This is a genomic window from Snuella lapsa (assembly GCF_039539345.1).
GTDB lineage: Bacteria > Bacteroidota > Bacteroidia > Flavobacteriales > Flavobacteriaceae > Snuella > Snuella lapsa.
Window position 1 is genome coordinate 135,242 of record NZ_BAABCY010000032.1, and the last position, 24,573, is coordinate 159,814.

A 24,573-nucleotide genomic window follows, 5' to 3' on the forward strand; every position below is an offset into this window, starting at 1 on the left:
CTAAATATAATACTCGGTAGTCTGAAAAATTTCTTTAAGTACAAAATAACTTTCCAAAACACCAATATTTTCAATTTTAGACAGTTTTGTTCTCACAAATTCATGATACACATCAAGGCTTTCTAAGTTAATTTTTAAAAAAAAATCGACTTTCCCTGCCATATGATAACATTCCTGAACTTCATGCAGTGCTCGAATTTGTCTGTCAAATTTGTCAATAAATCCTTGATCATGATAACGCAACGATACCATACAAATAGCTGTGACAGGTCTTTGGATTTTTTTTTTGTCTAAAAGTGCCACATAATTTTTTATAAATCCTTTTTTCTCTAAGCGTCTAATACGCTCATATACTGGCGAAACTGTTAGATTTAACATTTCTGCTATTTCTTTCGTTGTCTTTTTGGAATCCTTTTGCAGGATACGCAAAATATTTAAATCGACTTCATCTATTTTTTCCATCTAAAGATAAATTTACTTTTAAGCTTTTATTTACATCACTATAAAAGTAAATAATAATAAATAAATTCAAAATAAAAGATGATTTTACTTTTTTTATTATTTAAGAAAGATGTTTTAATTGCAAAACATTGATTTTAAGTAATTTTGTTCTTTACTAACTTATAATATAATGACACAAGACACCATATTAATAACGGGATCTAGCGGACAACTAGGTTCTGTTCTATCAAAAAGACTTCAAGATAAATTCGGGGTTAATAATGTTATCGCTACCGACTTAAGGGATAATGCTTCATTTGTCGGTCAATTTGAAATATTGGATGCTACAGATTTTGAGGCTTTAACAGCTATTGTTATAAAGTATAATGTTACTCAAATTTATCATATGGCCGCTATTTTATCGGCAAATGGCGAAAAGAATCCGCTATTAACTTGGGATATCAACATGAAAACATTTTTTAATGTACTTGAAGTATCCAGACTACATAATATTAGTAAGGTATTTTTCCCAAGTTCGATTGCTGTTTTTGGAGCTAATGTAAATCGCAACAACACACCTCAAGATTCTAACCTAACACCTGCAACAGTATACGGCATGACCAAAGCTGCCGGTGAAAATTGGGCCAATTATTATTATAAAAAATACGGATTGGATATTCGTTCTATTCGTTATCCTGGCGTTATAGGATACCAATCCTTACCAGGTGGAGGTACTACAGATTACGCTGTGGACATTTTTCATAAAGCTATTAAAAATGAATCTTTTGAATGTTTTTTAAGTGAAAAGACCACGCTTCCAATGATTTATATGGATGATGCCATAAGAGCAACTATTGAAATTATGGATGCGCCTTCTGAAAACATTAAAACCAGAACTTCATACAATATTGCGGGTGTAAGCTTTAATCCTGAAGAAATAACAAATGCAATCCAAACTATTTATCCCGATTTTAAAGTAACTTACAAACCCGATTTTAGACAAGATATTGCAGATTCGTGGCCAAAAAGTATTGATGACACAAATGCCAAGAATGATTGGAATTGGAAACCAAATTACAATTTGGAAACCATGACTGAAGATATGATTGAAAACCTAAAAGCAACTTATTTAGAAAAAATTTAAATCTAAAGACATTATGTACAGTATTAAAAATGACTTATTAAACGATATTCAAGACATAAAAGATAGCGGTCTTTATAAAGACGAACGTATTATAACATCTAAACAAGGTGCTCTAATAAATACAACAGCCCAAAACGAAGTACTTAACTTCTGTGCCAACAACTATTTGGGGCTAGCGGCAAACCCCGATGTTCTTGAGGCTGGAATAGAAGCTATTAAAACTCATGGTTTCGGACTTTCTTCTGTGCGGTTTATTTGTGGAACACAAGATATTCACAAAGAACTGGAGAAAAAAACTGCCGAATTTTTAGGCATGGAAGACTGTATTTTATATGCTGCCGCTTTTGATGCCAATGGAGGACTTTTTGAACCATTGTTAAATGCCGAGGATGCTATAATATCGGATGAACTCAATCATGCTTCTATCATTGACGGCATTCGCTTATGTAAGGCGAAGCGATTTAGGTTCAAGCACAACAACATGGAGGACTTAGAAGAGCAACTTAAAGCTGCTAGTTCTTCTAGACGCATATTAATAGTTACCGATGGCTCTTTCTCTATGGATGGCACTATCGCTCAACTTGATAAAATATGTGACCTAGCCGATAAGTACAATGCTCTAGTAATGATAGACGAATGTCACTCCACTGGATTTTTAGGAGCTACTGGAAGAGGGTCTCATGAGTATAACAACGTTATGGGGCGCATTGACATTATAACGGGTACTTATGGAAAAGCCCTTGGCGGTGCTTCCGGTGGGTTTACAGCTGCTAGAAAAGAAATAGTAGATATTTTAAGACAGCATTCACGCCCTTATTTGTTTTCAAACACCTTAGCACCGGCCATTGTTGGAGCTACCTTAAAAGTACTGGACATTCTTAAAGCATCTACACACTTAAAAGACAAATTGGAGGCCAACACCAAACAATTTCGTTCGGGAATGACTGCTGCTGGGTTTAACATTGTAGAAGGCACCCACCCTATAGTTCCTATTATGCTAGGTGAGGCAACCATAGCACAGGAGTTCGCTAAACGCCTTTTGGATGAAGGTATTTATGTTATTGGATTCTTTTATCCTGTGGTCCCTAAAGGTAAAGCCAGGATTCGAGTTCAGTTGTCTGCTGCTCATGAACCAGAGCATGTTGACAAAGCTATTAAAGCATTTATAAAAGTTGGAAAAGAATTAAACGTCATTTCGTAACACACTCAATCTAATATATCTCTAAATTAATAAGCCCTTGAAATAGTTATCAAGGGCTTATTTCGTTATATATATTGTGTCTTATTTACAAATCAAATAATCGTGGTAATAACATAGATATTTCAGGGATGTAGGTTACTAATAGCAACACGATAACCATAATTATCAAAAAAGGAATCAGCGGTTTAACAACCTGAGTAACTGATATATTGGCAATACCACTCCCAACAAAGAGAATAGTTCCTACAGGGGGTGTACACAAACCAATACATAAGTTAAGTACCATAACAATTCCAAAATGCACAGGTTCCATACCCAATGCAACTACAACTGGCAAGAAAATAGGTGTAAATATAAGTACTGCTGGTGTCATATCCATAAAAGTCCCAACAAGCAACAACACAATATTTATCACCAAAAATATGGCAAACTTATTACTAAAATGACCCAATAAAAAGTTACTCATTAATTCCGGGATACTTTCAAAGGAAAACAGCCACGACATTGCCATAGAGGTACATATCAAAAACATAACCACCGCTGTAGTTTTGGCACTCGTCAACAATATATCTGGAAAATCCTTAGTGCTTACATCTCCATAGATCAGAGCCAAAACCGCTGCATATAAAACAGCAATAACCGATGCTTCTGTAGCCGTAAAAATTCCTGCTACGATCCCTCCCACAACAACAACTAACAACAATAAACTAAAAAAGGCTTTACTAAAATATCCCCATACCTCTCCAAAACTAGCTCGTGATCCTTTTATAAAATCTCTTTTTATCGCAACAAAGGCGACATAACCCATTAACGCAAGGCCTAATAAAATACCTGGTAAATAACCTGCTACAAATAAAGCTGCTACCGATGCAGATCCTCCACTTGCCAAGGCGAAAACAATTAAAATATTACTCGGTGGAATCAATAATCCTGTAGTAGAAGACGTTATGTTTACGGAAGCACTAAAGGCTCTTGGCAATCCTTCTTTCTCCATTCTGTCGGTCATTATACTACCAATTGCAGAGGTAGCAGCCAATGCCGACCCAGAAATGGCACCAAACAACATAGATGCCAATATATTAACGTATGCCAAGCCTCCAGGAAGACTGGCTACTAAAGATTTGGCAAAATTAATGAGCCTATTGGCTATACCGCCGCGTTTCATTATCTCGCCAGCTAATACAAAAAATGGAATGGCCAACAATGCAAAGCTGTCAATTCCTGTCGTCATACGTTGGGCAATGGTGGTTAACCCTGGCAATCTATCAATATTCAACAAGAGGCTAATAGTTGTAGATATTCCAATACTATAAGCCACTGGCACCTTTAGCATCAGTAGTACAAAAAAGCTTAAAAACAGTACCAATATACTTATAACTTCAATACTCATAATTAATCTATTAACTGGTTTGTATAAATTTTCGACATATGATACAACGAAAAACACATAATTAGTAAGCCACTAAGAGGCATGATAGCATAAACATAGCCCAAAGGAATTTGTAATGTACCTGATAGTTGATTTAATTTTAAAGTGATAAACACCAAATTAAAACCACCAACAACCATTACTATAGCTGCAAACAGAAATATAAATATTTCTATAATTAAAGAAACCTTCTTTTGTTTTTTAGCAGATAGCTTTTGATATAAAAAGTCCATTGACAAATGCTCTCGCTTGGCATTCAAATATGCTGCTCCAAGAATAGAAAGCCATATCAATGAAAATCGAGCTAACTCTTCAGTCCATGAAAATGATGTTCTTAAAATATACCGTGAAAAAACTTGCCACAGGACATCCAAGACCAAAAGACCAAAAATGCTAACCAAAAAAAATTCGATAAGGCGATTAATCTTATTAAACAAAAAATCTATACGCTTCATAATTATTGTGCTTTTATTTGATGTACTAAATCTGCCAGCTCGGGATACTCTTTTTCGAATGTTTCCAAGACAGATTTTGATTTCTCTGCGAACAGGGATTTATCTGGAATAATAATTTCCACCCCTTTATCCTTGACTTTTTTCATGGACTCGGCAACAGATTCATTCCAGTACTGTTTTTGTGCTTCAGATGACTCTGAGGCAGCTGCTTCTACCCATTGTTTTTCCTGATCTGTTAATTTATCCCAATATTTTGTTCCCATGATAAGCACATCTGGTACGGCTGAATGCTGATCCAGTGTATAATACTTGCTTATTTCGTAATGATTGGACGATACAAATGATGGCGGATTATTTTCGGCACCATCTACAACCCCTTGTTGAATAGCCGTATACAACTCGCCATAGGCTAGTGGCGTCGCCGAACCTCCAAGAGCATTAACCATATTAATAGCCATTTGATTGTTCATCACCCTTATTTTCAAGCCCTTTAAATCTTCCGGTGTCCGTATTGCTTTTTCTTTAGTATAAAAACTTCTGCTACCAGCATCGTAATAACAGAGTCCTCGTAACCAAAACTTACTCCCCTTTTTTAAAATAGACTTTCCTATCTCGCCTTCTAACACACTAAATTGATGTGCTTTGTCCCGAAACAAATAAGGAATACCTAAGACACTATATTCGGGTACAAAATTAGACAAAGTAGCTGCACTTACTTTGGTAATAGCAACACTTCCTATTTGCAACAACTCCAATACTTCACGCTCTGACCCCAATTGCCCATCGGGAAAAACTTTTACCTCTAACTTTCCATTCGACTTTTTATGAAGCGCTTCCTGAAATTTTAAAATACCTTTATGAACTGGATGCGTTTGTGGTAAACCATGAGCTAAGTACATTGTTTTTGTACTGGATTCCTTTTTACAAGACCATAGGCCCAACAAAAGAATTAAAGTGATTAGTGTTTTATATCGTTTCATACTAATTGAATTCAAAATAATTTACAGCATTATTATAACAAATATCTTGTATCATTTTCCCAAGGAATTCTAAATCATCAGGTACTAAGCCCTTATTTACATCGTCTGCAATCAAATTACATAGAATACGTCTAAAATATTCATGTCTTGGAAAGGACAAAAAACTACGGCTATCTGTTAACATGCCAACAAATCTACTCAACAACCCCATATTGGAGAGGGTGTTTACTTGTCTTTCCATGCCGTCTTTCTGGTCTAAAAACCACCATCCAGATCCCCATTGCATTTTTCCGGGTATTCCTCCTTCATTAAAATTCCCCATCATCGTTACGAATACTTCATTCTGCGACGGGTTTAAATTATAGGTTATAGTTTTGGCTAGCTGATCACTGCTATTTAGTGCATTAAATAATTTAGACATACCATTGGCCATTGGATAATCTCCAATAGAATCGCATCCAACATCGGCTCCAATTTGTTCTTGCAACCTTGTATTATTGTTTCTTAATGCTCCCAAATGATATTGTTGTACCCAATTTCTTTTATGGTACTGCTTTCCTAAATATACCAGCAAATAACTTCTGTACTTGTTAATTTCAGAGTCAGATAATGGTACGCCTTTTAGATGCTTATCAAAAATAGCCATCACTTCTTCTTCTGTAAATTCCAACATCACAATCGGGTCACCTCCGTAATCACTTAACCGGCAACCATTTTTATGAAAATAAGCTATGCGGCCTTCAATAGCCTTCAACAAATCTGAAAAACTATCAATAGAAAACGCTACACAAGCTTCCATCTTTTTTAAATAGTTTACAAATCTGGTTTGCCCTATAAAAAACAATTCATCTGGTCGGAATGTAGGCAACACTTTTGTAAAAAAATTGCCTGCTGCTATTTGTTGGTGGTATTCCAAAGTATCTGTTGGATCGTCTGTAGTACAGACCAATTCAACATTCATATCTTCCAATAATTGGGCTGGTGTTTTGGAAGCCAATACCACATTTGCCTTTTCATAGATTTCCTTAGCTGTTCTAGGCTGTAAAATAGCATCAATACCAAAGTAGCGTTTCAATTCTAACTGTGTCCAATGGAACAATGGGTTACGAATTGTATAAGGTACTGTTTCTGCCCATTTAAGGAATTTCTCTTCCGGAGATACTGACCCAGTAATAAATATTTCATCAACACCATTAGCTCGCATGGCTCGCCACTTATAATGATCGCCAGCTAACCAGGCATTGGTTATATTACCTATTGGCTTGTTTTCTGCAATTAACCTAGCTGATAAATGATTATGATAATCAATAATGGGCATATTCTTTGCATACCCATGATATAAAATCTCTGCTTCTTTGGATTGGAGTAAAAAATTATCGGTTATAAAGTTTTTTGCTTTTATCTGAGCCATTTATATTGATTATCTGTTTTATTTGTTAGCATTATTTTTTTAGATTGAACATTTAAATCACTACAAGTCCAAACTTCGTTTAATACCCATAGCAAGGCCACGAATTTCTGCTAGGCCACGCAATCTCCCTATTGCCGAATAGCCCGGTATCTCTTCTTTTTTTAAATCGTCCAACATCTGATGTCCATGGTCTGGCCTCATTGGAATGGTAACGCCTCTACGATTTTCAACTTTTAAAACGGCCTTAACGATTTCGTACATATCGGATGAGCCTTCTAAATGGTTATCTTCATAAAAACTACCATCGCTTTCGCGCTTTACGTTCCTTAAGTGCAGGAAATGTATACGGTCTCCGAACTTCTCAATCATTTTCGGCAAATCATTTTCTGGATTAGCTCCTAAGGATCCAGTGCAAAATGTTATCCCGTTGGAGGGACTATCAATAAAGCCCACCAAATCTTCCAAGTCCTTCTCGGATTTTATAATTCTGGGCAAGCCCATAATATCAAAAGGCGGGTCATCTGGATGAATCGCCATTTTAACGCCATATGCTTCGGCCACTGGAACAACCTGATTTAAGAAATAAGATAAGTTTTCTTTTAAATCTTCATGGGTAACACCTTTATATTGTACAATCATATCTTTAAACACAGGAATCGTAAGGTCATCTACTGTACCTGGTAATCCCTTTAAAATGCCATCTACCAAACGTTGCTTTTCTTCTGGTTCCATAGACTCGAATCTAGCCTTAGCTTTTTTTAGAATCTCTTTGGAATAGGTTTTCTCACTGCCCTCCAAGGCGATAATATGGCATTCGAAAACAGCCATATCTACTTTATCAAAACGTAAGGCTGTACTCCCGTCTTGAAGCTCCCAAAACAGGTGGGTACGCGTCCAATCCAATACTGGCATAAAATTGTAACATATGTGTTTAATACCACATTGAGCCACGTTAATTATACTTTGTTTATAGTTTTCAATTCGTTGTAAATAATCTCCCTTTCTTAATTTTATATTCTCATGAATGGGAATACTTTCAATAAAAGACCATTCCAGTCCCACATCTTCTAAAGCATTCTTCACCTTTAAGATCTCCTTTGTTTCCCAAATCTCCCCATTTTGAATATGATGCAAAGCTGTAACTACTCCAGTTGCTCCAGCCTGCTTTATATCTGATAAACTTACTGTGTCTTTAACACCATACCACCTAAACGTCTCTTTCATTATGATTCTAATTTATTAAACCCCACTAAAAACACTAAATCCTCCATCTACAGGAATAACAGCCCCAGTAATGAACTTAGAGGCTTCACTACATAAAAAATGAATTGCACCATGCAATTCATTGGCCTCACCAAAACGCTTCATTGGTGTATTTTTAATAATATCGTTTCCCCTTTGTGTATAAGAACCATCCTCATTGATCAATAAACGGCGGTTTTGATTTCCCACAAAAAAACCAGGAGCAATAGCATTTACCCGTATCCCATCTCCAAACTTTGTAGCCATCTCTACTGCCATCCAACGTGTAAAGTTCTCCATAGCTGCTTTTGCCGCAGAGTACCCAGCTACCCTGGTAATAACCCTATCTACTGCCATTGACGAATAATTGATAATAACCCCTTTCTTTTGTTTTGCCATAACTTCACCAAACACAATGGATGGAATTACAGTTCCATTTAAATTTAAATCGGTTACAGCTTTAAAATCTTCCATTTTCAGGTTAAAAATTGTTTGATCTTCACCTATTGTCGCACCTGGTTTGTTACCACCAGCAGCATTAATAAGCACATCTATTTTTTGGTATTTCTCAACAATCTTTTCGGCTACCAACCGTAAACTTTCCTCTTCCAGAACGTTACAAACATAACCATCTACTGGAAAGCCCTGTTCTTTCAACTCTTCTACAACACGACACAAAGGCCCCTCTTTATAGTGCAAGAGCACTACCTTTCCTCCTTTTTGCAATAAATATTTGGCAATACTACCTCCCAATACCCCACAGGCTCCTGTGACCAAAATCACACTATCTTCAATATTAAAAAGCGAATTCATTAATTTTTTTGTTTATTTGTATTTTGTTTCGTGCTCGCACACGCAAATATAGTATAAAAAATGATTTTACCACAATTTACCATTGTTTTGTAAGATCGCTAAAAATGTAATATGTACTTAAGGAAATTGCTAACTTAGCCATTTAAATGCGTATGATTACAATAAACGACATAGCTAAAGAAGCCGGTGTTTCTGCAGGGACCGTAGACAGAGTCCTTCATAACCGTGGCGGTGTTTCTAAAAAAACAGCCGAAAAAATTAATGCCATAATAAAAAAGCGCAACTTTAAAACCAATAAAATTGCGAGTTCGTTAGCTCTCAACAAAAAATTAAAAATTGCTACGCTAATACCCCGACATGATGAAGAAAACACATTTTGGAAAGCACCTTTATTAGGCACTCAAAATGCACAAGAAAATGTCGAAAAGTTTGGTATTACCATAAACAACTTTAGCTTTGATCAATTCGATGCTACTTCATATATTGATGCTTTTGATGCTTTAATAGCATCGAATCCTGATGGCGTAATAATAGCTCCTATATTTACAAAGGAAACAACACAAATAACCAAAACATTAGAAAACAAGAACATCCCTTATTTATTTATAAATGTTGATCTTGAAGGTTTTAACAACCTATCTTTTATAGGTCAAGATGCCTTTAAAGGTGGTTTTTTAGCCGGAAAATTAATGCACTTGTGTTTTAAAGAAAACTGTTCTGTTCTTATTATACATACCCGATTAAATGCTGAAAACCATTATGCTATTTCCGAACGCATACATGGTTTTAACGACTATTTCATTAATAATAGGATATCAATTAATAGTACTATCGCAAATATTATTGATTTAAAAAACACAAAGCAACTAAAAGAAAAATTAAACAAGATATTAAGCGACAACCCTTCAATTAATGGTATTTACGTACCCAGCAGCCGAATTTCAACCATTGCCAATTGTATCCCTTCTATTACATCAAAAAAATTAGCCTTAATAGGCTTTGACAGCACAGACCAAAATATTGAGTGCTTAACTGAAGATAAAGTTTCATTTCTAATCTCACAAAAACCATTTGATCAGGGTTATAAATCAGTCATTATAATGAGCGACTATTTAATTGAAAAGAAAGTACCTGAACAAAAAATATATTCACCCATAGAAATATTAACTAAAGAAAATATAAATTTTAACTAGAAAATGAACTTAATTATCAATTATTTTCTATTTTCGTGTGCGAACACGTAATCTTATCCAAAGATGCCTATAAAACAATAACCAACATACAACTTCAAGAACTATACTTTAATTAAAATGACATTAACATGAAACAACTTAAAATCACAGGATTCTTTTCATTAATTGCTTTACTATTACTTACAAGTTGCAATGAAACCAAGAAAACATCTGAGCCTTGGGTAAACCTTTTCGACGGTAAAACCCTAAACGGGTGGCATATTAAAGGTGGTAAAGCGACCTATGAAGTAAAAGACAATGCTATTATAGGGACTTCTACACTTAACACACCTAATACCTTTTTATGCTCTAACGAAATGTATGGCGATTTTATTCTGGAACTGGAATACAAGGTAGATCCTAAATTAAACTCAGGTATTCAAATACGCAGTAACAGTATTCCTTCCTATAAAAACGGAAGAGTTCACGGCTATCAGATAGAAATAGACCCTTCTGAAAGAGCCTGGAGTTGTGGTATTTATGATGAATCCAGGAGAGGTTGGTTATACCCGCTTGCCGACAACCCCGCAGCCCAAAAGGCATTTAAACAGAATGACTGGAACAAATACAGAATTGAAGCTATTGGCGATACTATTAAGACATGGATTAACGGGGTTCCAGCATCCTATTTGATCGATGACAAAACTGCATCTGGTTTCATTGGTTTACAAGTACACGGCATTGGAAACAACGAAGAAAAAAATGGGACACAGGTTATGTGGAAAAACGTAAAAATAATAACTAATGAAGTTGAAAAATATAGTACGACAACAACCATCACACCTATAAACACTAAGAATAATTTGACTACTGAAGAAGCAAAAAACGGTTGGAAACTACTATGGGATGGAAAAACTACCAAAGGTTGGCGTGGTGCCAAGCTAGAAACATTTCCTGAAAAAGGATGGAAGATAGAAAACGGCGTCCTAACTGTTTTGGCATCAGGCGGTGAAGAATCTAATGCAGGTGGAGATATCGTAACGACTGAAGCTTATGGCGATTTTGAACTAAAAGTAGATTTTAAAATTACAGAGGGAGCCAATAGTGGTATTAAATACTATGTAGACACCGAACTCAACAAAGGCACTGGCTCTGCCATTGGATTAGAATTTCAAATCCTTGATGATGCCAAACATCCCGATGCTAAATTAGGTAACCATGAAGGTAGTAGAACCATAGCATCCCTCTACGATTTGATTCAAGCCGATCCAAAAAAGCCTGTCAATCCAATAGGCACATGGAATACCGCTCGCATAGTTTCAAAAAACAATCATGTAGAACATTGGCTAAACGACACTAAAGTATTAGAATATGAGCGCAAAAGCGACGATTACCGTAAACTGGTAAAAGAAAGCAAGTATGCTAAATGGCCAAATTTTGGAGAAGCCGAAAAGGGTCCTATTTTACTGCAAGACCATGGGGATTTGGTCTCTTTTAGAAATATAAAAATACGTCCAATTAACAACGATAAAAACTAATTAGTTATGAGTACAGATAGAAGAAATTTTATAAAAAAAACAACTGTAGGTGCTGTAGGACTTGCTTTCAGTAATGGTATTAATGCTATGTCTGCTAAAAGCTATTCGAATATAATAGGTGCCAACGATCGCATTAATATTGCTATTCAAGGACTTGGAAGACGTTATGGAGCTTACATCGAACCCATTGCGCGAAAAGAGAGCAATGCTAGATTACTGTACTTATGTGATGTTATGAAAAGCCAAAGAGAAAAGGCTGCCACTTATGTAGCAAAGCATATTAAGAAAGCACCCGCTCTGGAAAATGACATTCGCAGGATTTTGGAAGATAAGGACGTTGATGCTGTGTTTATGGCAACGCCTGACCATTGGCACACGCCAGGAGCCATTATGGCCATGCAGGCTGGCAAACATGTGTATTTGGAAAAACCTTGCAGCCATAATGGTCGTGAAAACGAATTGGTCGTAGCTGCTCAAGAAAAATACAACAAGGTCGTTCAAATGGGTAATCAGCAACGTTCGTCCCTGGAAACTACAGAAATAATAAAGGATATTCACAATGGTATTATTGGTGATGTATATAAGGCTATAGCCTTTTACGTTAATAGCCGAGGTGAAGTACCTAAACAAACGCAAACTGCTCCTCCAGATGGCTTGGATTGGGATCTGTTCCAGGGACCTGCACCACGAAGAGCGTATACAGACAATACATGGGATTATAACTGGCATTGGTATGGCTGGGACTACGGAACAGCCGAAATGGGAAATAACGCCACACATGAGCTTGATATAGCGCGTTGGGCCTTAAATGTAAAGTACCCAGAACATGTTAACGTTATATCCGGGAAATACCATTATAAAGATGATGGTTGGGAGATGTACGATACCATGGAAGCAACCTTTAAATTCACCAACAATCGCGTTATACAATGGGATTGCCAGAGTAGAAACAACTATAACAAGTATGGCAAAGGGCGTGGTACCATTATACATGGTTCTAACGGCTCGGTATTTGTAGACCGTGGGGGCTATAGCTTATACGATCTGAAAGGCAAACTTATTAAAGACAGCCAATCGGAAAGCAAAGAAAGTGGTATTGCCCTTGGTGGCGGAGGCAACTTAACAACACGTCATGCCGTTAATTTCTTCGAGACCATTCGGGGTAAGGAATCTTTAAACTCACCCATACTGCAAGGCGCCATCAGTCAGGCGATGACACATTATGCCAACATAGCGTCCCGCATTGGAAAATCATTTGATATTGATGAAACAAGTGGTCGCATCTTCGATCGCGATGCCATGACATTATGGTCGCGTACTTACGAACCAGGATGGGAGCCTAAGTTATAGGTCTATTTTGTAAACAAAAACATTAACGGAGCTGTCTTTTTTAGACAGCTTCTTTTTTATTTTAATTCGTTGTTTAGTACAATTATTTGAGGAAAAGAAAGTACTCCCTTGAAAATCAACTTTGTCATCTCTCCTACATTATGAAAATAGGATCCTAAAACAATATCTAAATCACCATCCACATCTAAATCTGCCACCTCCATTGTTAGCCACTTACCATTAGCCGCTTCGGGAGTAGAAAAAGCTTTAAACTCCATATTCCCTTCGTTAGACAAATAAACAAATGATTGTTCTGGAATATCAAAGTCAGAATAAAAGGAGATCGCTGCAATATCTAAATCACCATCAGCGTCAAAATCTCTAGCAACAGCCTTTGTTGCACCATACAACGGATAAAAATAAGCTTCTTCAAAATTATCCTGTCCATCATTTAAATAAATCCGAACCCCATGATAATTTTTTCTAATTGGGGAAAAATCCCAATTATCGCCATTTGTTATAAGTATATCGAGATAACCATCCTTATTAAAGTCTGTAAGTTCAAAACAACTCACTCCATACACTGGCGGGAAACGCAAAACCGTTTTCTCTCTAAAAGTATTATTCCCTTGATTATAAAAAATTGACATTTGTTCCCATGCTTGCGCCATCAAAACTACAATGTCTAGCTTATTATCGTTATTTAAATCCTTTAGAACAACCTTTCTGGCTCCTGGCATTTCCTTTAGCACATGCGCTTTGTCCACCTCAAAATTATCTAACCAAAACAGCTTACCGGAATGGTTTCCAAACCCACATATAACAATATCTTCTTTACCATCCATATTTAGGTCTCCTGTTTGAAATTGAACTGGTCTTGGCAACTGCTGTAAGTCAACTTCAAAATGACCTGAAGACTTATCCTTATACAAAGATGTAAGACTCCCCAACTTTTGATCTGATGGCCTAAAAACACCTATACTTAACACTCTCGGTTCCTTTCCTTTAGGAAAGTCTATATCAACTGGGGCATTGGATACCGGCCAAGTATTCTTTAGCCTCATTTTGCTATCCATTACATACATAACACCTTGGGCATCTCCTACATATAATTCAGCATTAGAATCATCAAATTTCAACATTGAAGTCATCGGTAAAGGTTTATCTCCTATGGAAATACTTTTAACCTTAAAATTAGGAAGTCCAATATTAGCTATAGCACTTGTTCTTTTCTGCCCTAATGGCTCACTAGGAGCTTCTCTAACATAATAATCTACAATCTTATTCCATTGCTCTACAGAAAGCAATGATGCTTCGGGATAAACACCTAATGGTTTTATAATGCTAACTTCTTCTTCCAAAAGCCCTTCATAGGGATCTACACTATTAGCTCTTATTCCTAACCTCAATGCCATATTTGGTAACACACCCGAAACCCATGTTTCCTTATCTAACAGATTCGGCTCAGGAAACAAATGGCACATCTTACAATAAATCTTGGCCAATTGTTCTCCAGACATGATCGAATCTGAAAAAACTTTATCATCGATAGGACGATAAGCATGCCTACTTTCAACCGATTGTGGCCCTAGTAGAAATATGCTTAGCAACACCAAGGTTCCTAGAACTATTTTAAGCGATGTCATTTATAATTGTTATGTATTATTGTAAAATTAATAAAATAGCTTGATCATTATTCCTACTTTTCCAAATTCCATACAAAAAAGATGAATAAAAAAAGGGCTGTCTAAAAATGTAGATAGCCCTTTTAAAATTTTGATGAAACTTACTTTAGTTTACATCCCAGAAAAGTTTAGTTGTCATATTGTCCATAGACGAAACAGCTTGGTAATTATCTGTGTTTCTTGATCTTTCATTATCAGGATACAACCATCTTACAGGAGGTAAAGATTGTGTGTTTGATGCATCAGGTTGAAAATCTAACATTGGTAAATCCAATCTTCTAATTTCTGCCCAACTCTCGTTTAACTGAACCACACTATAGTGAATCCATTTTTGCTCTGCTATTAATTCTAATTTTTCTGCGTTTGTACCACCCCATGCTATTTCAGCATCAGCAATATAAGCATCAATTTCAGTTCCAGTTACAGGAGTTAATGCTCCAGAAATACCATCATTCGTTAGTGTATTAACCCAATAATACCACTCTATCGATTGTTCAATTCCCATCTCGTAAGCTGCTTTAGCAGACGCATCGTTTCCACTTCTTAAGTAATATTCTGCCTTTATAAAACTTACTTCAGCAGCATTCATAAGCATACCTGGAAAAAAATCGTTTCGGCTTAATGTAGAACGGTTGTATATACTTACCATACTGTCATCTATTAAATCCTGTTGATCACTACTAGCAGCCAACGGATCGATACCCTGATAAACACCTCCTGCATTTTCACCTGGCTCGAACATAGCCACTAATCTTGGATCAGAACTTGCCAACATGTGGTCAATCATTGCCTTACCAGCAACATTACCATTCCAATCTTCTAGCCCACTCTGAAATCCTTCAGAATTGATAGGCGTATCTAAACTAATTACATCAATTTGAATGTTCTCGTCATTAGAATCGATAACTGGATAGCTTCCTAAGATACTTGCTATTTCAGAATCTGCTCGTGAAGAGAACTCCGAAGAACCCGATACACGATTTAAGATACGTAATCTTAATGAATTACAGTACTTTCTCCAAAGTGTTAAATCTCCATTATTAATGTAATCCTGGGTTTCAAAAATTGTGCTTGTAGCATTATCCAAAGAAATCCCATTTAACTCGTCTGCTATAGATTTTAAATCATCTAACAACGTTGTATAAATACTAACTGAAGAATCGTACGCTGGTAAAGATGCTAAATAATCTCCTCCATTCTGACTTAGCTTACCAGCTTCACTGAATGGAATATATCCAAACAGATCTACCATTTCTTGAGTATGATCATAAACGTAAACTGTTGCTGCTAACCAAAAAATCCTGTTTTTTTGCTGCGCTTCTTCTGAAAGCGTATTATACACTTTCTCTAGCTCTCTATACTGCTGAAAAACAGAATAAAACGTATTCCACTGTCCATCAACACTGGCAGCACCAACAACATACTGTCCTAGGTCATTCGCCCATCCTACCGATTGGGTCCACCGTCTAGTTGATGTACGATTCACCACAAAATAGTTCCAGTACGCGGGTAGCACATAATCTTTGTTGGCTACCAAAACACCTGTAAACTGCTTTGGCACCGTTGTTTCTCCAATTTTATTTGGATTGGCATAGTTGTCTGCAAATTCGGATTCTTGACATCCGGTAAATGCAATAACAATTGCCATTAGTAATATGAAAATATGTTTCTTCATTTTTTAAACTTTTTAAGTTATTCTTTTTCTTACAATTTATAGTTTAGCTCTTAAGCTCAATCCAAATGTTCTACTAGCCGGGTTTGTTCCTGCATTGTTTACATTTTGATTCCAACGAGAACCAGCTGTTAATTGCTCTGCATCCATATCTTTTAATGTTCTATAGAAATAGAATAGGTTTCTACCAAACACCGATAATTGTAAATCCTGGAAGCCTAATTTATCCACTACACCTTTAGGGAATTGGTAAGCTAAAGAAAGTTCACGCATTTTAACATAGGTATTCTTTTTAATATACAACTCATAACGTGTATTAGGACTGTACTGTGGTCCACCCCAGTTATAGGTTATCCAGTAATACTCTGGGTTAGTCGTAATGTAATCGTTTGGCGTTCCATCAGCTTTAACTCCATCTAAAATAATACCATCGTCGTAAACTACTTCGCCATTAGGACCTTGAGCAGTTCCTGTATCAACTAATTGTCTATCACCGTTTGCGTCAGCATACCAAGATAGGCCACCATGTTCGGCATCCATGCCTTTTAAACTTTCCTCTGTTAAACCACGACCGATCATCCAGTTTATTGCCGTTGGCATTACGTGTCCGCCAATTCGGTAATCGACCATAGCACTTAAGGTCAAGTTTTTGTATGTAAGGAAGTTAAAGAATCCACCTATTACTTTTGGCTGAGCATTACCAACTTTAATCCATTCGTCTGGATCTACTTTATATAATCCATTAGGATCTACTATTTTATTACCATTGGCATCAGTCGCTACAGGGTGTGCATAAAAGTTTCCTACTGCAGATCCAGGCTCTGATTTTAACAAGGCTGCGCTACCATCATAATTGGCATGGATTAATTCTTCTAACCCTGGAGCTAAAGATTCTACCGTATTTTTGTTGAATGCTAAATTAATACCTGTATCCCATGTAAAATCTCCTGATGAAATTGGCGTTGCATTTAATCCAATCTCCCATCCTTTATTACGCATGGTACCAATGTTGGTTAACACAGAAGAAGATCCCGAAGAGTTTGGTAACGATAGTGGAAGTATTTGGTCTTCTAATCTTGAATCATAATAAGTCACATCCACATTCAATGCACTATTGAACAATTTAAGCTCCAAACCGAATTCGGTATCGCGCTTAGTCTCCGATTTTATAGCATCGTTTCCTGCATTTCCAGGTAGCGATGTATAAATAACCGATCCACCTCCTTGTGAGCCCAAAGTATTTTGATTATACGCAATATTTGCAGCATAAATTGGAGGGAAGTTACCCACTTTACCCCAAGAGGCACGCAATTTACCATAATTAATAAAGTCTGGCACCTCAAAAGCATCCGAGAACACAAATCCTGAGTTTACAGAAGGGTAATAAAATGTATTGTCGATATTTGCGTTCATATTGGAGGTACGGTCACGACGAACGGTTCCTTCAACAAACAGATATCCTTTATAATCAAAGTTAGCCGTTCCTATTAACGCATCTTTAACTGTAGCCCATTCATTACTTCCTGCACCAGGTGTATTGGTTGATGCTGATACAGAGAACCAATTCTCTACACTTAATCCTCCAGACGTACCTCTATTAGTTCTGTAATGGAATTGCTTTGTTCCATTATAACCAGCCATCAAACTCATGTTTAAATCGGGAGTCAATTCCTTGGTATAAGTTAAAAGGATATCTCCGTAAATAATCTTATCAATAGAATTTTGAATACCGTAATAACCTGAAGGTCCATAAATTAACGGACGTGTAGTAGAACGTTTATCTGTAGATTGGAAGGTTGTATAATCTGTAGATATTCTACCTCTCAATTTCAACTCATCCGTAATATCCCAGTGTTGTGTAATACTGGCAATAATACGATCGGTGTTTTCCTCATACCGGTGCTCATTAACTCTCCAAGTAAAATCCAAAACATCACCTCTATAACCTGGTATTCTTAGATTTTCTTCTGGTGTTAAGCTGTTTCCATTACCCGTAACAAAACGATAGCCTAAACTAGTCTTGTAATAATCATGGTACCAGTCACCACTATCAAAACGTGTCATCATACCACCAAAATTATTAGTTAAACGATCGATGGAATACGGTCTGTTTTTAACCTTGGAATTGATATAGTTGATAAAAACATCTGTTCTTAAATCATCATTCCAGTGAAATGTTGAGTTTAAGTTAAAGATGTTTTTGTCGTTCTCTGAATTTTTACTTAAACCTTCGTTATCCTGACGTGTGTAAGAAAAACGTAAATTGGACTTATCTGTTGAATTTACAATAGAAACGTTGTTCATAAAGTTGTGAGCATCTTGAAACAAACCTTTAGGGCCATTTTGTGCCTTATAAGGAATAACCTCACCAGTCCAAGCCAAGGCTGGTTCCCCATCAAATTTAGGACCATAGTTAAGAGAGGTTCCTATAGGCTGACGTGTTTCATTTACACCATCGCCATCTAGGTCGTAATACAACCACCTATCCTCATCTTGCCCAGCATCAAATATATAAACCGGGTAACCAGGACCTCTTACATTTTGGTATCTTGGAAAGTAAGCTGCCTTATCCATAGTATAAGTGCTGTTAAAACTAACTCCTAGACCTTTTTTAACTCCTTTACCACTCTTAGTCGTAATAAGTACAACACCATTGGCTGCCTCGTTACCATATAATGCAGCAGCAGAAGCTCCCTTAAGAATCGATATGTTTTCAATATCCTCTGGGTTGATGTCTAAAAGACCATTACCTCTAATACGTTGATCGCCCCAATAGTTGTTATTACTAACATTTTCGTTACGTATTGGAATACCATCCACCACAATAAGCGGTTGTGTATTATTCGTAATAGATGCCAATCCACGAATCTGGATGTTTACGGCACTGGTAGACCCTCCTGAGGTTGCTTCAATTCGAACCCCTGGCGCTTTACCATATAAAGCCGTAGCCACGTTAGGCGTCCCGGTTTTAACCAACTCTTCTGACTTGATAGTCGCTGTTGCATAACCAATCGCTCGTTTCTCTTTAGTTATACCAAACGACGTAACAACAACTTCTCCTAATGCTTCAGTGCTTTCTTCCAACTGAACATCAATTGTCGTTTTTCCTGAGATTGCAACTTCCTTCGTTGCATATCCAAGTATAGAGAATACTAATGTAGCATCCGCAGGTGCATCAATAGAATATCTCCCATCAAAATCTGAGGCAACTCCTTTAGAAGTCCCCTTCACAATAATGTTAACTCCTGGCAAGGGTATTCCGCTTTTACTATCGGACACAACACCAGACACTGCAGTTTGAGCTTCGGCATATTGAAAACCGAACAAACAAAACACAAACAGTAGTTTTAGTACTTTTTGAATCATAAATTTTTAGTTTTGAGTTAATAATTGTTGAATTAACAAATTATTAGGAATTAAATCATTCTTTTTTCGACCAACAACAAGTCTAAAATGACGGAGGTTGTTTTTTTAGAATACTTGTAACTTTTTATGCAAATCTTAACGAAAAAAATAAGTTCACATTCAGTAAGTCAAGGGCTTTCAAGTTGGCAAAACAATTTTGAAATACGTAAATAATTGCAAAAACAATATTTAAGCTTATTTGATATCAACCTCGACATATACTGGTAAATGATCTGACGGATATTTACAGTCTTTAGAGTCACTAAGTATAGCATACTTATTAACTTCTATTTTATCTTTACTTACAAAAACATAGTCAATTCTATCTTTTACCGGTTCATTAAACTTAAAACCGTTAAAGGTTCCTTCTGGGCCAAAAGGTTTAGATTTACTTACCAATTTTGTGTCGCTAAAAATATCCGACAGATATGTTATTGGAATACTGTTTGGTTTTAAATTAAAATCTCCCATAAGAACTACTGGAAAATCATTTTGGTTCAACTCAGCAATTTTATTTACTATAAGTTTAGCACTTTCTTCTCTTGCTTTTAGTCCGATATGATCAAAATGCGTATTAAACAACCAAAACTTTTGCTTCGTTTCTTTTTCTTGAAACAAAGCATAGGTACAGATGCGCTCCATGGATGCATCCCAGCCTACGGAAATCATATTTGGTGTAGAGGACAACCAAAAGGTATTACTTTCCAAAACTTCAAACTTATCTGAATTGTAAAATATAGCACTATACTCTCCTTTTGTTTTTCCATCATCCCTTCCTACTCCTACATAACCATAATTTACAAGCGTACTATCTATATATTGCACTTGATGTTGCAAGCCTTCTTGTATCCCAAAAACATCGGGATCATAAAAAGTAATTTGATTGCATAAAAATGCTTTTCTCTTTGACCATTGGTTCTCACCATCCTTCGGATTATCATAACGAATATTATAAGTCATTGCCTTATAAACTTGACTATTAGATAAACCAACTACACATAGGCATAATAGACATACTGCAATAAAACGTTTCATATTTAATACTCCTATTTTTAATAGTCCAGACATTTACCTAATAAAACCTTAACTAACCCTTTAATTCACACTACTTTCTTAGAAATGAAGCTTCTTTAATTTAAAACTTTAAACACCTGAAGCTTAGCATCGTTATTCCCTACTAAAACAAATTCTTCATTGCCGATTTCTATCGTTTCAATCTGTTTTGCATCGCTACTAATAACAAATCCACTTTTTCTAGGCTTAATAGACTTAAAACCACCTTTACCATCTCCCAACATAACAAGCCCTATCCCTGCATCATTTCTAGGCGTCTCTATTTCCGACACATACAGGTTTTCGGCAACAACAACATCCAAATTATTATCATTATCTATATCCTTAACCAAAATATCATTAATATTGGAAAACTGTGCCTGAATAGGCAATGGAGACATCTTAAAACGACTATTGCCCAAATTTTCTATATAAGAAGAGGCAAAGGTATTAGCTTTATAATGCAAGGCTTCATTTAAATTACCCTTTCCATATACATCATCAATTTCTAAAGAAGCGAAAACATCATACTTTTTAAATTTCTTTTTAAGTTCTGGAATTTGTTGTGATGAACATGAAAATCCCCGAAGTGGATAATGCTTGTCTTTATCGTAATACCCTAAAACCAAATCATTAGTTCCATTTTCATCGAAATCTGAATAATAAATATCAAAAGGTCTTTCCTTAGATGTTTTGTATTTATAGTTGAGCCCAAGATTACCTGCTACAAAATCGATATCGCCATCATTATCAAAATCCCCTTTTTCGATACTAAACCACCATCCTGTAGAATTATCCAAACCATCCACTGAGACTTTTGAAAACACCCCATCGTCATTCCTAAGAACCGTAACGGGCATCCATTCCCCGACTATAATTAAATCGGAATCGTTATCACCGTCAAAATCGGCCCATACCGCATCAGTAACCATTCCAATATCATTCAAAATAGGAGCCAGTGAATTTGTCTTGTTAACCAAATCTCCTCCTTCATTTTCTAATAGCACACTGGATGCAGGTGTTGGATATTCGCGTGGCACGTGTCTACTTCCAACAAAAAAATCCAGATCTCCATCCTTATCATAATCCTCGGCTATTACTTTTGATCCGCTACCCGTCGCTTCATTTAAAAGCATACCCTTGGAGAAATTTCCTTTGCCATCATTAAAATAAACTCTATCAAAATAGTTTGCATGTGCTTTAGGATACGCATTTCCCCCACTTACAACATATAGATCCTTATAATTATCACCGTTAACATCTACAAACAACGCATCAATATCCTCGTATTCTTTCTCCATATCCCATAATGCTTCGGAACTCAGATAAAACTCCCCATTTTCCTCTTGTATATAAAGGACGGCACTAAAACCTTTTGCTCCTCCTATAAATAAATCATCCAACCCATCGTTATTCACATCAGCCACATCCATTGCTGGCCCAAATTGAGACATCTTATGTGGCAACAACACCTGATATTTATAATCATCGAAGCTATTTTCTCTATGCCTGTATTTAATACTAAAGGATTGTGTTACATCTTTAAGGATACGATCTTTTTCACTATTTGCATCTCCTTTATTTACAACAAGGGCATCTTTCATATCCAATTTCAGAAGTTGATTGGCTTTCACGTCCTTTAGCATAGTCTTTTTCTGGTTTGGCCATGCAACAACAATGCTGTCTACACTCTCTCTATTCCCTATACCAAAATGCACCAAAGGTTCGCATGCAGAATAAATCCCTCTCACATTTGTCGATTCCATAACCTGAATTTGTTTATCATTATAGAGCGTTACCCTAGCACCAAATACTGACTTATGCTCGCTATCAAAAAGATTGATCCTAATAAAATTTGCGTTTGAAAAAGTTTCTGAATTGTTTCTGTAAATAAAGGCTTTACTATTCACATTATTGACTACCATGTCCAAATCTCCATCATTATCCAAATCGACATATGCAGCTCCATTGGAAAACGATTTTTCGTCTAAACCCCATTCCGTCATCACCTTACTAAAATCCAAATTCCCATTATTCTTAAAGATATAATTGGATAATGGTTGAGAAGGAGCCATGTTAACGACTTTATCTAAATCCAGAATATCAAAAATACTCGTAATTCCACCTCCATCTGGATGCAATTTAAGCCATTCATAGGATGTTTTATCTATGAAATCTGCCGCTGCTTTATCTGCATCGGTATTCCTAACATCATGAAGCAGACCGTTAGTAACATACACATCTTTTAACCCATCATTATCATAATCGGCTATAAGATTACTCCAACTCCAGTCTGTCGAAGCCATGCCTGTTAATTGTGCCACGTCGCTGAATACCATGTTTCCATTATTTAACTGCAACGTATTATACATATACTGGTAATGCCCTCCTTTATTAACAACTTTCCAAAAGGCTTCTGGGTTCATTCCACTCATGTTGGACTTTAATCGGAAATTATCTTCTGCTGACATATCCACAACAAAAACATCCAAAAGTCCATCGTTATTAATATCTGCAATATCCACTCCCATACCAAAATTTGATATATGATTCATGGAAGTATCTATGACGTTAGTAAACGTTCCGTTTTTATTATTTACAAATAAAAAATCAGGCTCCTGAAAATCATTTGTCACATACAGGTCTGTCCAGCCATCATTATTTAAATCGCTTGCCGAAACAGCATTGGGATACCCTGAATACTTTAATCCTGCTTCTTCTGTAACATCCACAAAATAGTTCTTTCCCGTGTTTTTATATAACCTTACGTGCGATTCGACCTTTAACTTATTTGAACCAAAATATTCTGAGAGTATTCCCGCATTGGGAGGATTAATTAACATAAAAACATCAAGAAATCCATCTTTATTATAGTCCATAAAAACGGAATGCCTTGTCCGTTGTGAATTGTCCAAACCATATGCTTTGGCGGATTCAACAAATGTCCCGTTTCCTTGATTGATATAAAGTAAGTTTGTTCTCTTCTCGGGATTATAATCATAAAGTTCTCTACTTACATAGATATCCAAAAAGCCATCATTATTGACATCTGCAACAGTAACTCCGGCAGACCACCCTCCATCATCTTCTATACCCGCTTCGTTAGTGACATCTTTAAAAGTTAAATTCCCCTGGTTAAAATAAAGCTTATCGGGAACCATATTCCCAGCAAAATAGATATCTTGTAAACCGTCATTATTGAAATCGCCAACACCTACCCCAGCTCCAGAATAAAAATTAGCATATAAGAAAATATTCTTATCTCTGGTACTCGTTATATCATTACTAAATTTTACACCTGTATGGGATGATTTTAATAAAGTAAATCGTTTTTGATTTTGAGAGTAACATGCAAATGACACAAAAAGCAATAACAAAATTATTAACCTAAATTGTACTGTGTTCCCTATCATTTCTTTCATAATTGCATAAGTGATTTACAAAAAGGAGCGTATTTCCTTTTGATTAAGACACTACTAAAGGTTTAGCTATAAAATAATCAAAATCTTTATTAAAACGCTTAATTATTTCGACCAACACCACTTAGCAAAAGACGAATCCATTAACACCTGGATGTTTTTAAGCACTTATTACCAGATATTG

At 36.1% G+C, this 24,573-nt stretch carries 17 protein-coding genes; 5 read left to right on the forward strand and 12 right to left on the reverse strand.

The features are described 5' to 3' along the window. Positions 1–462 (reverse strand): Lrp/AsnC family transcriptional regulator, encoded by a 462-nt coding sequence (locus tag ABD792_RS05455; protein ID WP_345004826.1) that lies wholly within the window; start codon positions 460–462, stop codon positions 1–3. Between the two features lie 169 nt (positions 463–631). Here ABD792_RS05455 and ABD792_RS05460 point away from each other — a divergent pair, with 169 nt between their 5' ends. Together ABD792_RS05460 and kbl are read left to right on the forward strand one after the other, a co-directional pair. Further along, positions 632–1,585, forward strand: a complete 954-nt coding sequence (locus ABD792_RS05460) for an NAD-dependent epimerase/dehydratase family protein (protein WP_345004827.1) — start codon at positions 632–634, stop codon at positions 1,583–1,585. Positions 1,586–1,598: 13 nt separating this feature from the next. Further along, positions 1,599–2,786: a glycine C-acetyltransferase gene (kbl, locus tag ABD792_RS05465; RefSeq protein WP_345004828.1), complete on the forward strand. Its 1,188-nt coding sequence runs from the start codon at positions 1,599–1,601 to the stop codon at positions 2,784–2,786. Between the two features lie 85 nt (positions 2,787–2,871). Here kbl and ABD792_RS05470 read toward each other — a convergent pair whose 3' ends face one another. Genes ABD792_RS05470 through ABD792_RS05495 form a run of 6 tightly spaced genes read right to left on the reverse strand, consistent with a single transcriptional unit; the run spans position 2,872 to position 9,116 of the window. Further along, complete coding sequence (locus ABD792_RS05470; protein ID WP_345004829.1) at positions 2,872–4,176, reverse strand: TRAP transporter large permease; 1,305 nt, start codon at positions 4,174–4,176, stop codon at positions 2,872–2,874. 2 nt (positions 4,177–4,178) lie between these two features. Continuing rightward, on the reverse strand, positions 4,179–4,670 hold the full coding sequence (locus tag ABD792_RS05475; protein WP_345004831.1) for a TRAP transporter small permease: 492 nt from the start codon (positions 4,668–4,670) through the stop codon (positions 4,179–4,181). Between the two features lie 2 nt (positions 4,671–4,672). Next, on the reverse strand, positions 4,673–5,650 hold the full coding sequence (locus ABD792_RS05480; RefSeq protein ID WP_345004832.1) for a TRAP transporter substrate-binding protein: 978 nt from the start codon (positions 5,648–5,650) through the stop codon (positions 4,673–4,675). Between the two features lies 1 nt (position 5,651). Next, entirely contained in the window at positions 5,652–7,061 is a 1,410-nt protein-coding gene (uxaC, locus tag ABD792_RS05485) for a glucuronate isomerase (RefSeq protein WP_345004833.1), read from the reverse strand. 60 nt (positions 7,062–7,121) lie between these two features. Further along, positions 7,122–8,285, reverse strand: a complete 1,164-nt coding sequence (gene uxuA / locus ABD792_RS05490; RefSeq protein ID WP_345004834.1) for a mannonate dehydratase — start codon at positions 8,283–8,285, stop codon at positions 7,122–7,124. A 15-nt stretch (positions 8,286–8,300) separates the two neighbouring features. Then, positions 8,301–9,116: an SDR family oxidoreductase gene (locus ABD792_RS05495; RefSeq protein ID WP_345004835.1), complete on the reverse strand. Its 816-nt coding sequence runs from the start codon at positions 9,114–9,116 to the stop codon at positions 8,301–8,303. Positions 9,117–9,268: 152 nt separating this feature from the next. Between ABD792_RS05495 and ABD792_RS05500 the strand changes: the two genes are divergently transcribed. From ABD792_RS05500 to ABD792_RS05510, 3 genes are all read left to right on the forward strand, one after another. Continuing rightward, the gene (locus ABD792_RS05500) at positions 9,269–10,309 is read left to right on the forward strand and encodes a substrate-binding domain-containing protein (protein ID WP_345004836.1); all 1,041 of its coding nucleotides are present in this window, start codon (positions 9,269–9,271) and stop codon (positions 10,307–10,309) included. Between the two features lie 128 nt (positions 10,310–10,437). Then, on the forward strand, positions 10,438–11,826 hold the full coding sequence (locus ABD792_RS05505; protein WP_345004837.1) for a 3-keto-disaccharide hydrolase: 1,389 nt from the start codon (positions 10,438–10,440) through the stop codon (positions 11,824–11,826). A 6-nt stretch (positions 11,827–11,832) separates the two neighbouring features. Further along, entirely contained in the window at positions 11,833–13,176 is a 1,344-nt protein-coding gene (locus ABD792_RS05510) for a Gfo/Idh/MocA family protein (RefSeq protein ID WP_345004838.1), read from the forward strand. A 56-nt stretch (positions 13,177–13,232) separates the two neighbouring features. On the opposite strand, the gene ABD792_RS05515 is transcribed toward ABD792_RS05510, so the two are convergent. From ABD792_RS05515 to ABD792_RS05535, 5 genes are all read right to left on the reverse strand, one after another. Next, complete coding sequence (locus ABD792_RS05515; RefSeq protein WP_345004839.1) at positions 13,233–14,801, reverse strand: FG-GAP repeat domain-containing protein; 1,569 nt, start codon at positions 14,799–14,801, stop codon at positions 13,233–13,235. Positions 14,802–14,946: 145 nt separating this feature from the next. Further along, a complete protein-coding gene (locus ABD792_RS05520) occupies positions 14,947–16,515 on the reverse strand; it encodes a SusD/RagB family nutrient-binding outer membrane lipoprotein (RefSeq protein ID WP_345004840.1) in 1,569 nt (522 codons plus the stop codon). A gap of 36 nt (positions 16,516–16,551) precedes the next feature. Beyond that, positions 16,552–19,878 (reverse strand): SusC/RagA family TonB-linked outer membrane protein, encoded by a 3,327-nt coding sequence (locus ABD792_RS05525; RefSeq protein WP_345004841.1) that lies wholly within the window; start codon positions 19,876–19,878, stop codon positions 16,552–16,554. Between the two features lie 234 nt (positions 19,879–20,112). Next, on the reverse strand, positions 20,113–20,877 hold the full coding sequence (locus tag ABD792_RS05530; protein ID WP_345004842.1) for an endonuclease/exonuclease/phosphatase family protein: 765 nt from the start codon (positions 20,875–20,877) through the stop codon (positions 20,113–20,115). 170 nt (positions 20,878–21,047) lie between these two features. Continuing rightward, positions 21,048–24,392 carry a VCBS repeat-containing protein gene (locus tag ABD792_RS05535; RefSeq protein WP_345004843.1) on the reverse strand — a complete coding sequence of 1,115 codons (3,345 nt, stop codon included), beginning with the start codon at positions 24,390–24,392 and terminating at the stop codon, positions 21,048–21,050. Positions 24,393–24,573: the final 181 nt, after the last annotated feature.

Bases quoted from the DNA above. Each gene is read 5' to 3' on its own strand.
- ABD792_RS05480 (WP_345004832.1), bottom strand. From the start codon at position 5,650: ATGAAACGATATAAAACACTAATCACTTTAATTCTTTTGTTGGGCCTA.
- kbl (WP_345004828.1), top strand. From the start codon at position 1,599: ATGTACAGTATTAAAAATGACTTATTAAACGATATTCAAGACATAAAA.
- ABD792_RS05520 (WP_345004840.1), bottom strand. From the start codon at position 16,515: ATGAAGAAACATATTTTCATATTACTAATGGCAATTGTTATTGCATTT.
- ABD792_RS05500 (WP_345004836.1), top strand. From the start codon at position 9,269: ATGATTACAATAAACGACATAGCTAAAGAAGCCGGTGTTTCTGCAGGG.
- ABD792_RS05495 (WP_345004835.1), bottom strand. From the start codon at position 9,116: ATGAATTCGCTTTTTAATATTGAAGATAGTGTGATTTTGGTCACAGGA.
- ABD792_RS05535 (WP_345004843.1), bottom strand. From the start codon at position 24,392: ATGAAAGAAATGATAGGGAACACAGTACAATTTAGGTTAATAATTTTG.
- ABD792_RS05515 (WP_345004839.1), bottom strand. From the start codon at position 14,801: ATGACATCGCTTAAAATAGTTCTAGGAACCTTGGTGTTGCTAAGCATA.
- ABD792_RS05505 (WP_345004837.1), top strand. From the start codon at position 10,438: ATGAAACAACTTAAAATCACAGGATTCTTTTCATTAATTGCTTTACTA.
- ABD792_RS05510 (WP_345004838.1), top strand. From the start codon at position 11,833: ATGAGTACAGATAGAAGAAATTTTATAAAAAAAACAACTGTAGGTGCT.
- uxuA (WP_345004834.1), bottom strand. From the start codon at position 8,285: ATGAAAGAGACGTTTAGGTGGTATGGTGTTAAAGACACAGTAAGTTTA.
- ABD792_RS05470 (WP_345004829.1), bottom strand. From the start codon at position 4,176: ATGAGTATTGAAGTTATAAGTATATTGGTACTGTTTTTAAGCTTTTTT.
- ABD792_RS05460 (WP_345004827.1), top strand. From the start codon at position 632: ATGACACAAGACACCATATTAATAACGGGATCTAGCGGACAACTAGGT.
- ABD792_RS05530 (WP_345004842.1), bottom strand. From the start codon at position 20,877: ATGACTTATAATATTCGTTATGATAATCCGAAGGATGGTGAGAACCAA.
- ABD792_RS05475 (WP_345004831.1), bottom strand. From the start codon at position 4,670: ATGAAGCGTATAGATTTTTTGTTTAATAAGATTAATCGCCTTATCGAA.
- ABD792_RS05455 (WP_345004826.1), bottom strand. From the start codon at position 462: ATGGAAAAAATAGATGAAGTCGATTTAAATATTTTGCGTATCCTGCAA.
- uxaC (WP_345004833.1), bottom strand. From the start codon at position 7,061: ATGGCTCAGATAAAAGCAAAAAACTTTATAACCGATAATTTTTTACTC.
- ABD792_RS05525 (WP_345004841.1), bottom strand. From the start codon at position 19,878: ATGATTCAAAAAGTACTAAAACTACTGTTTGTGTTTTGTTTGTTCGGT.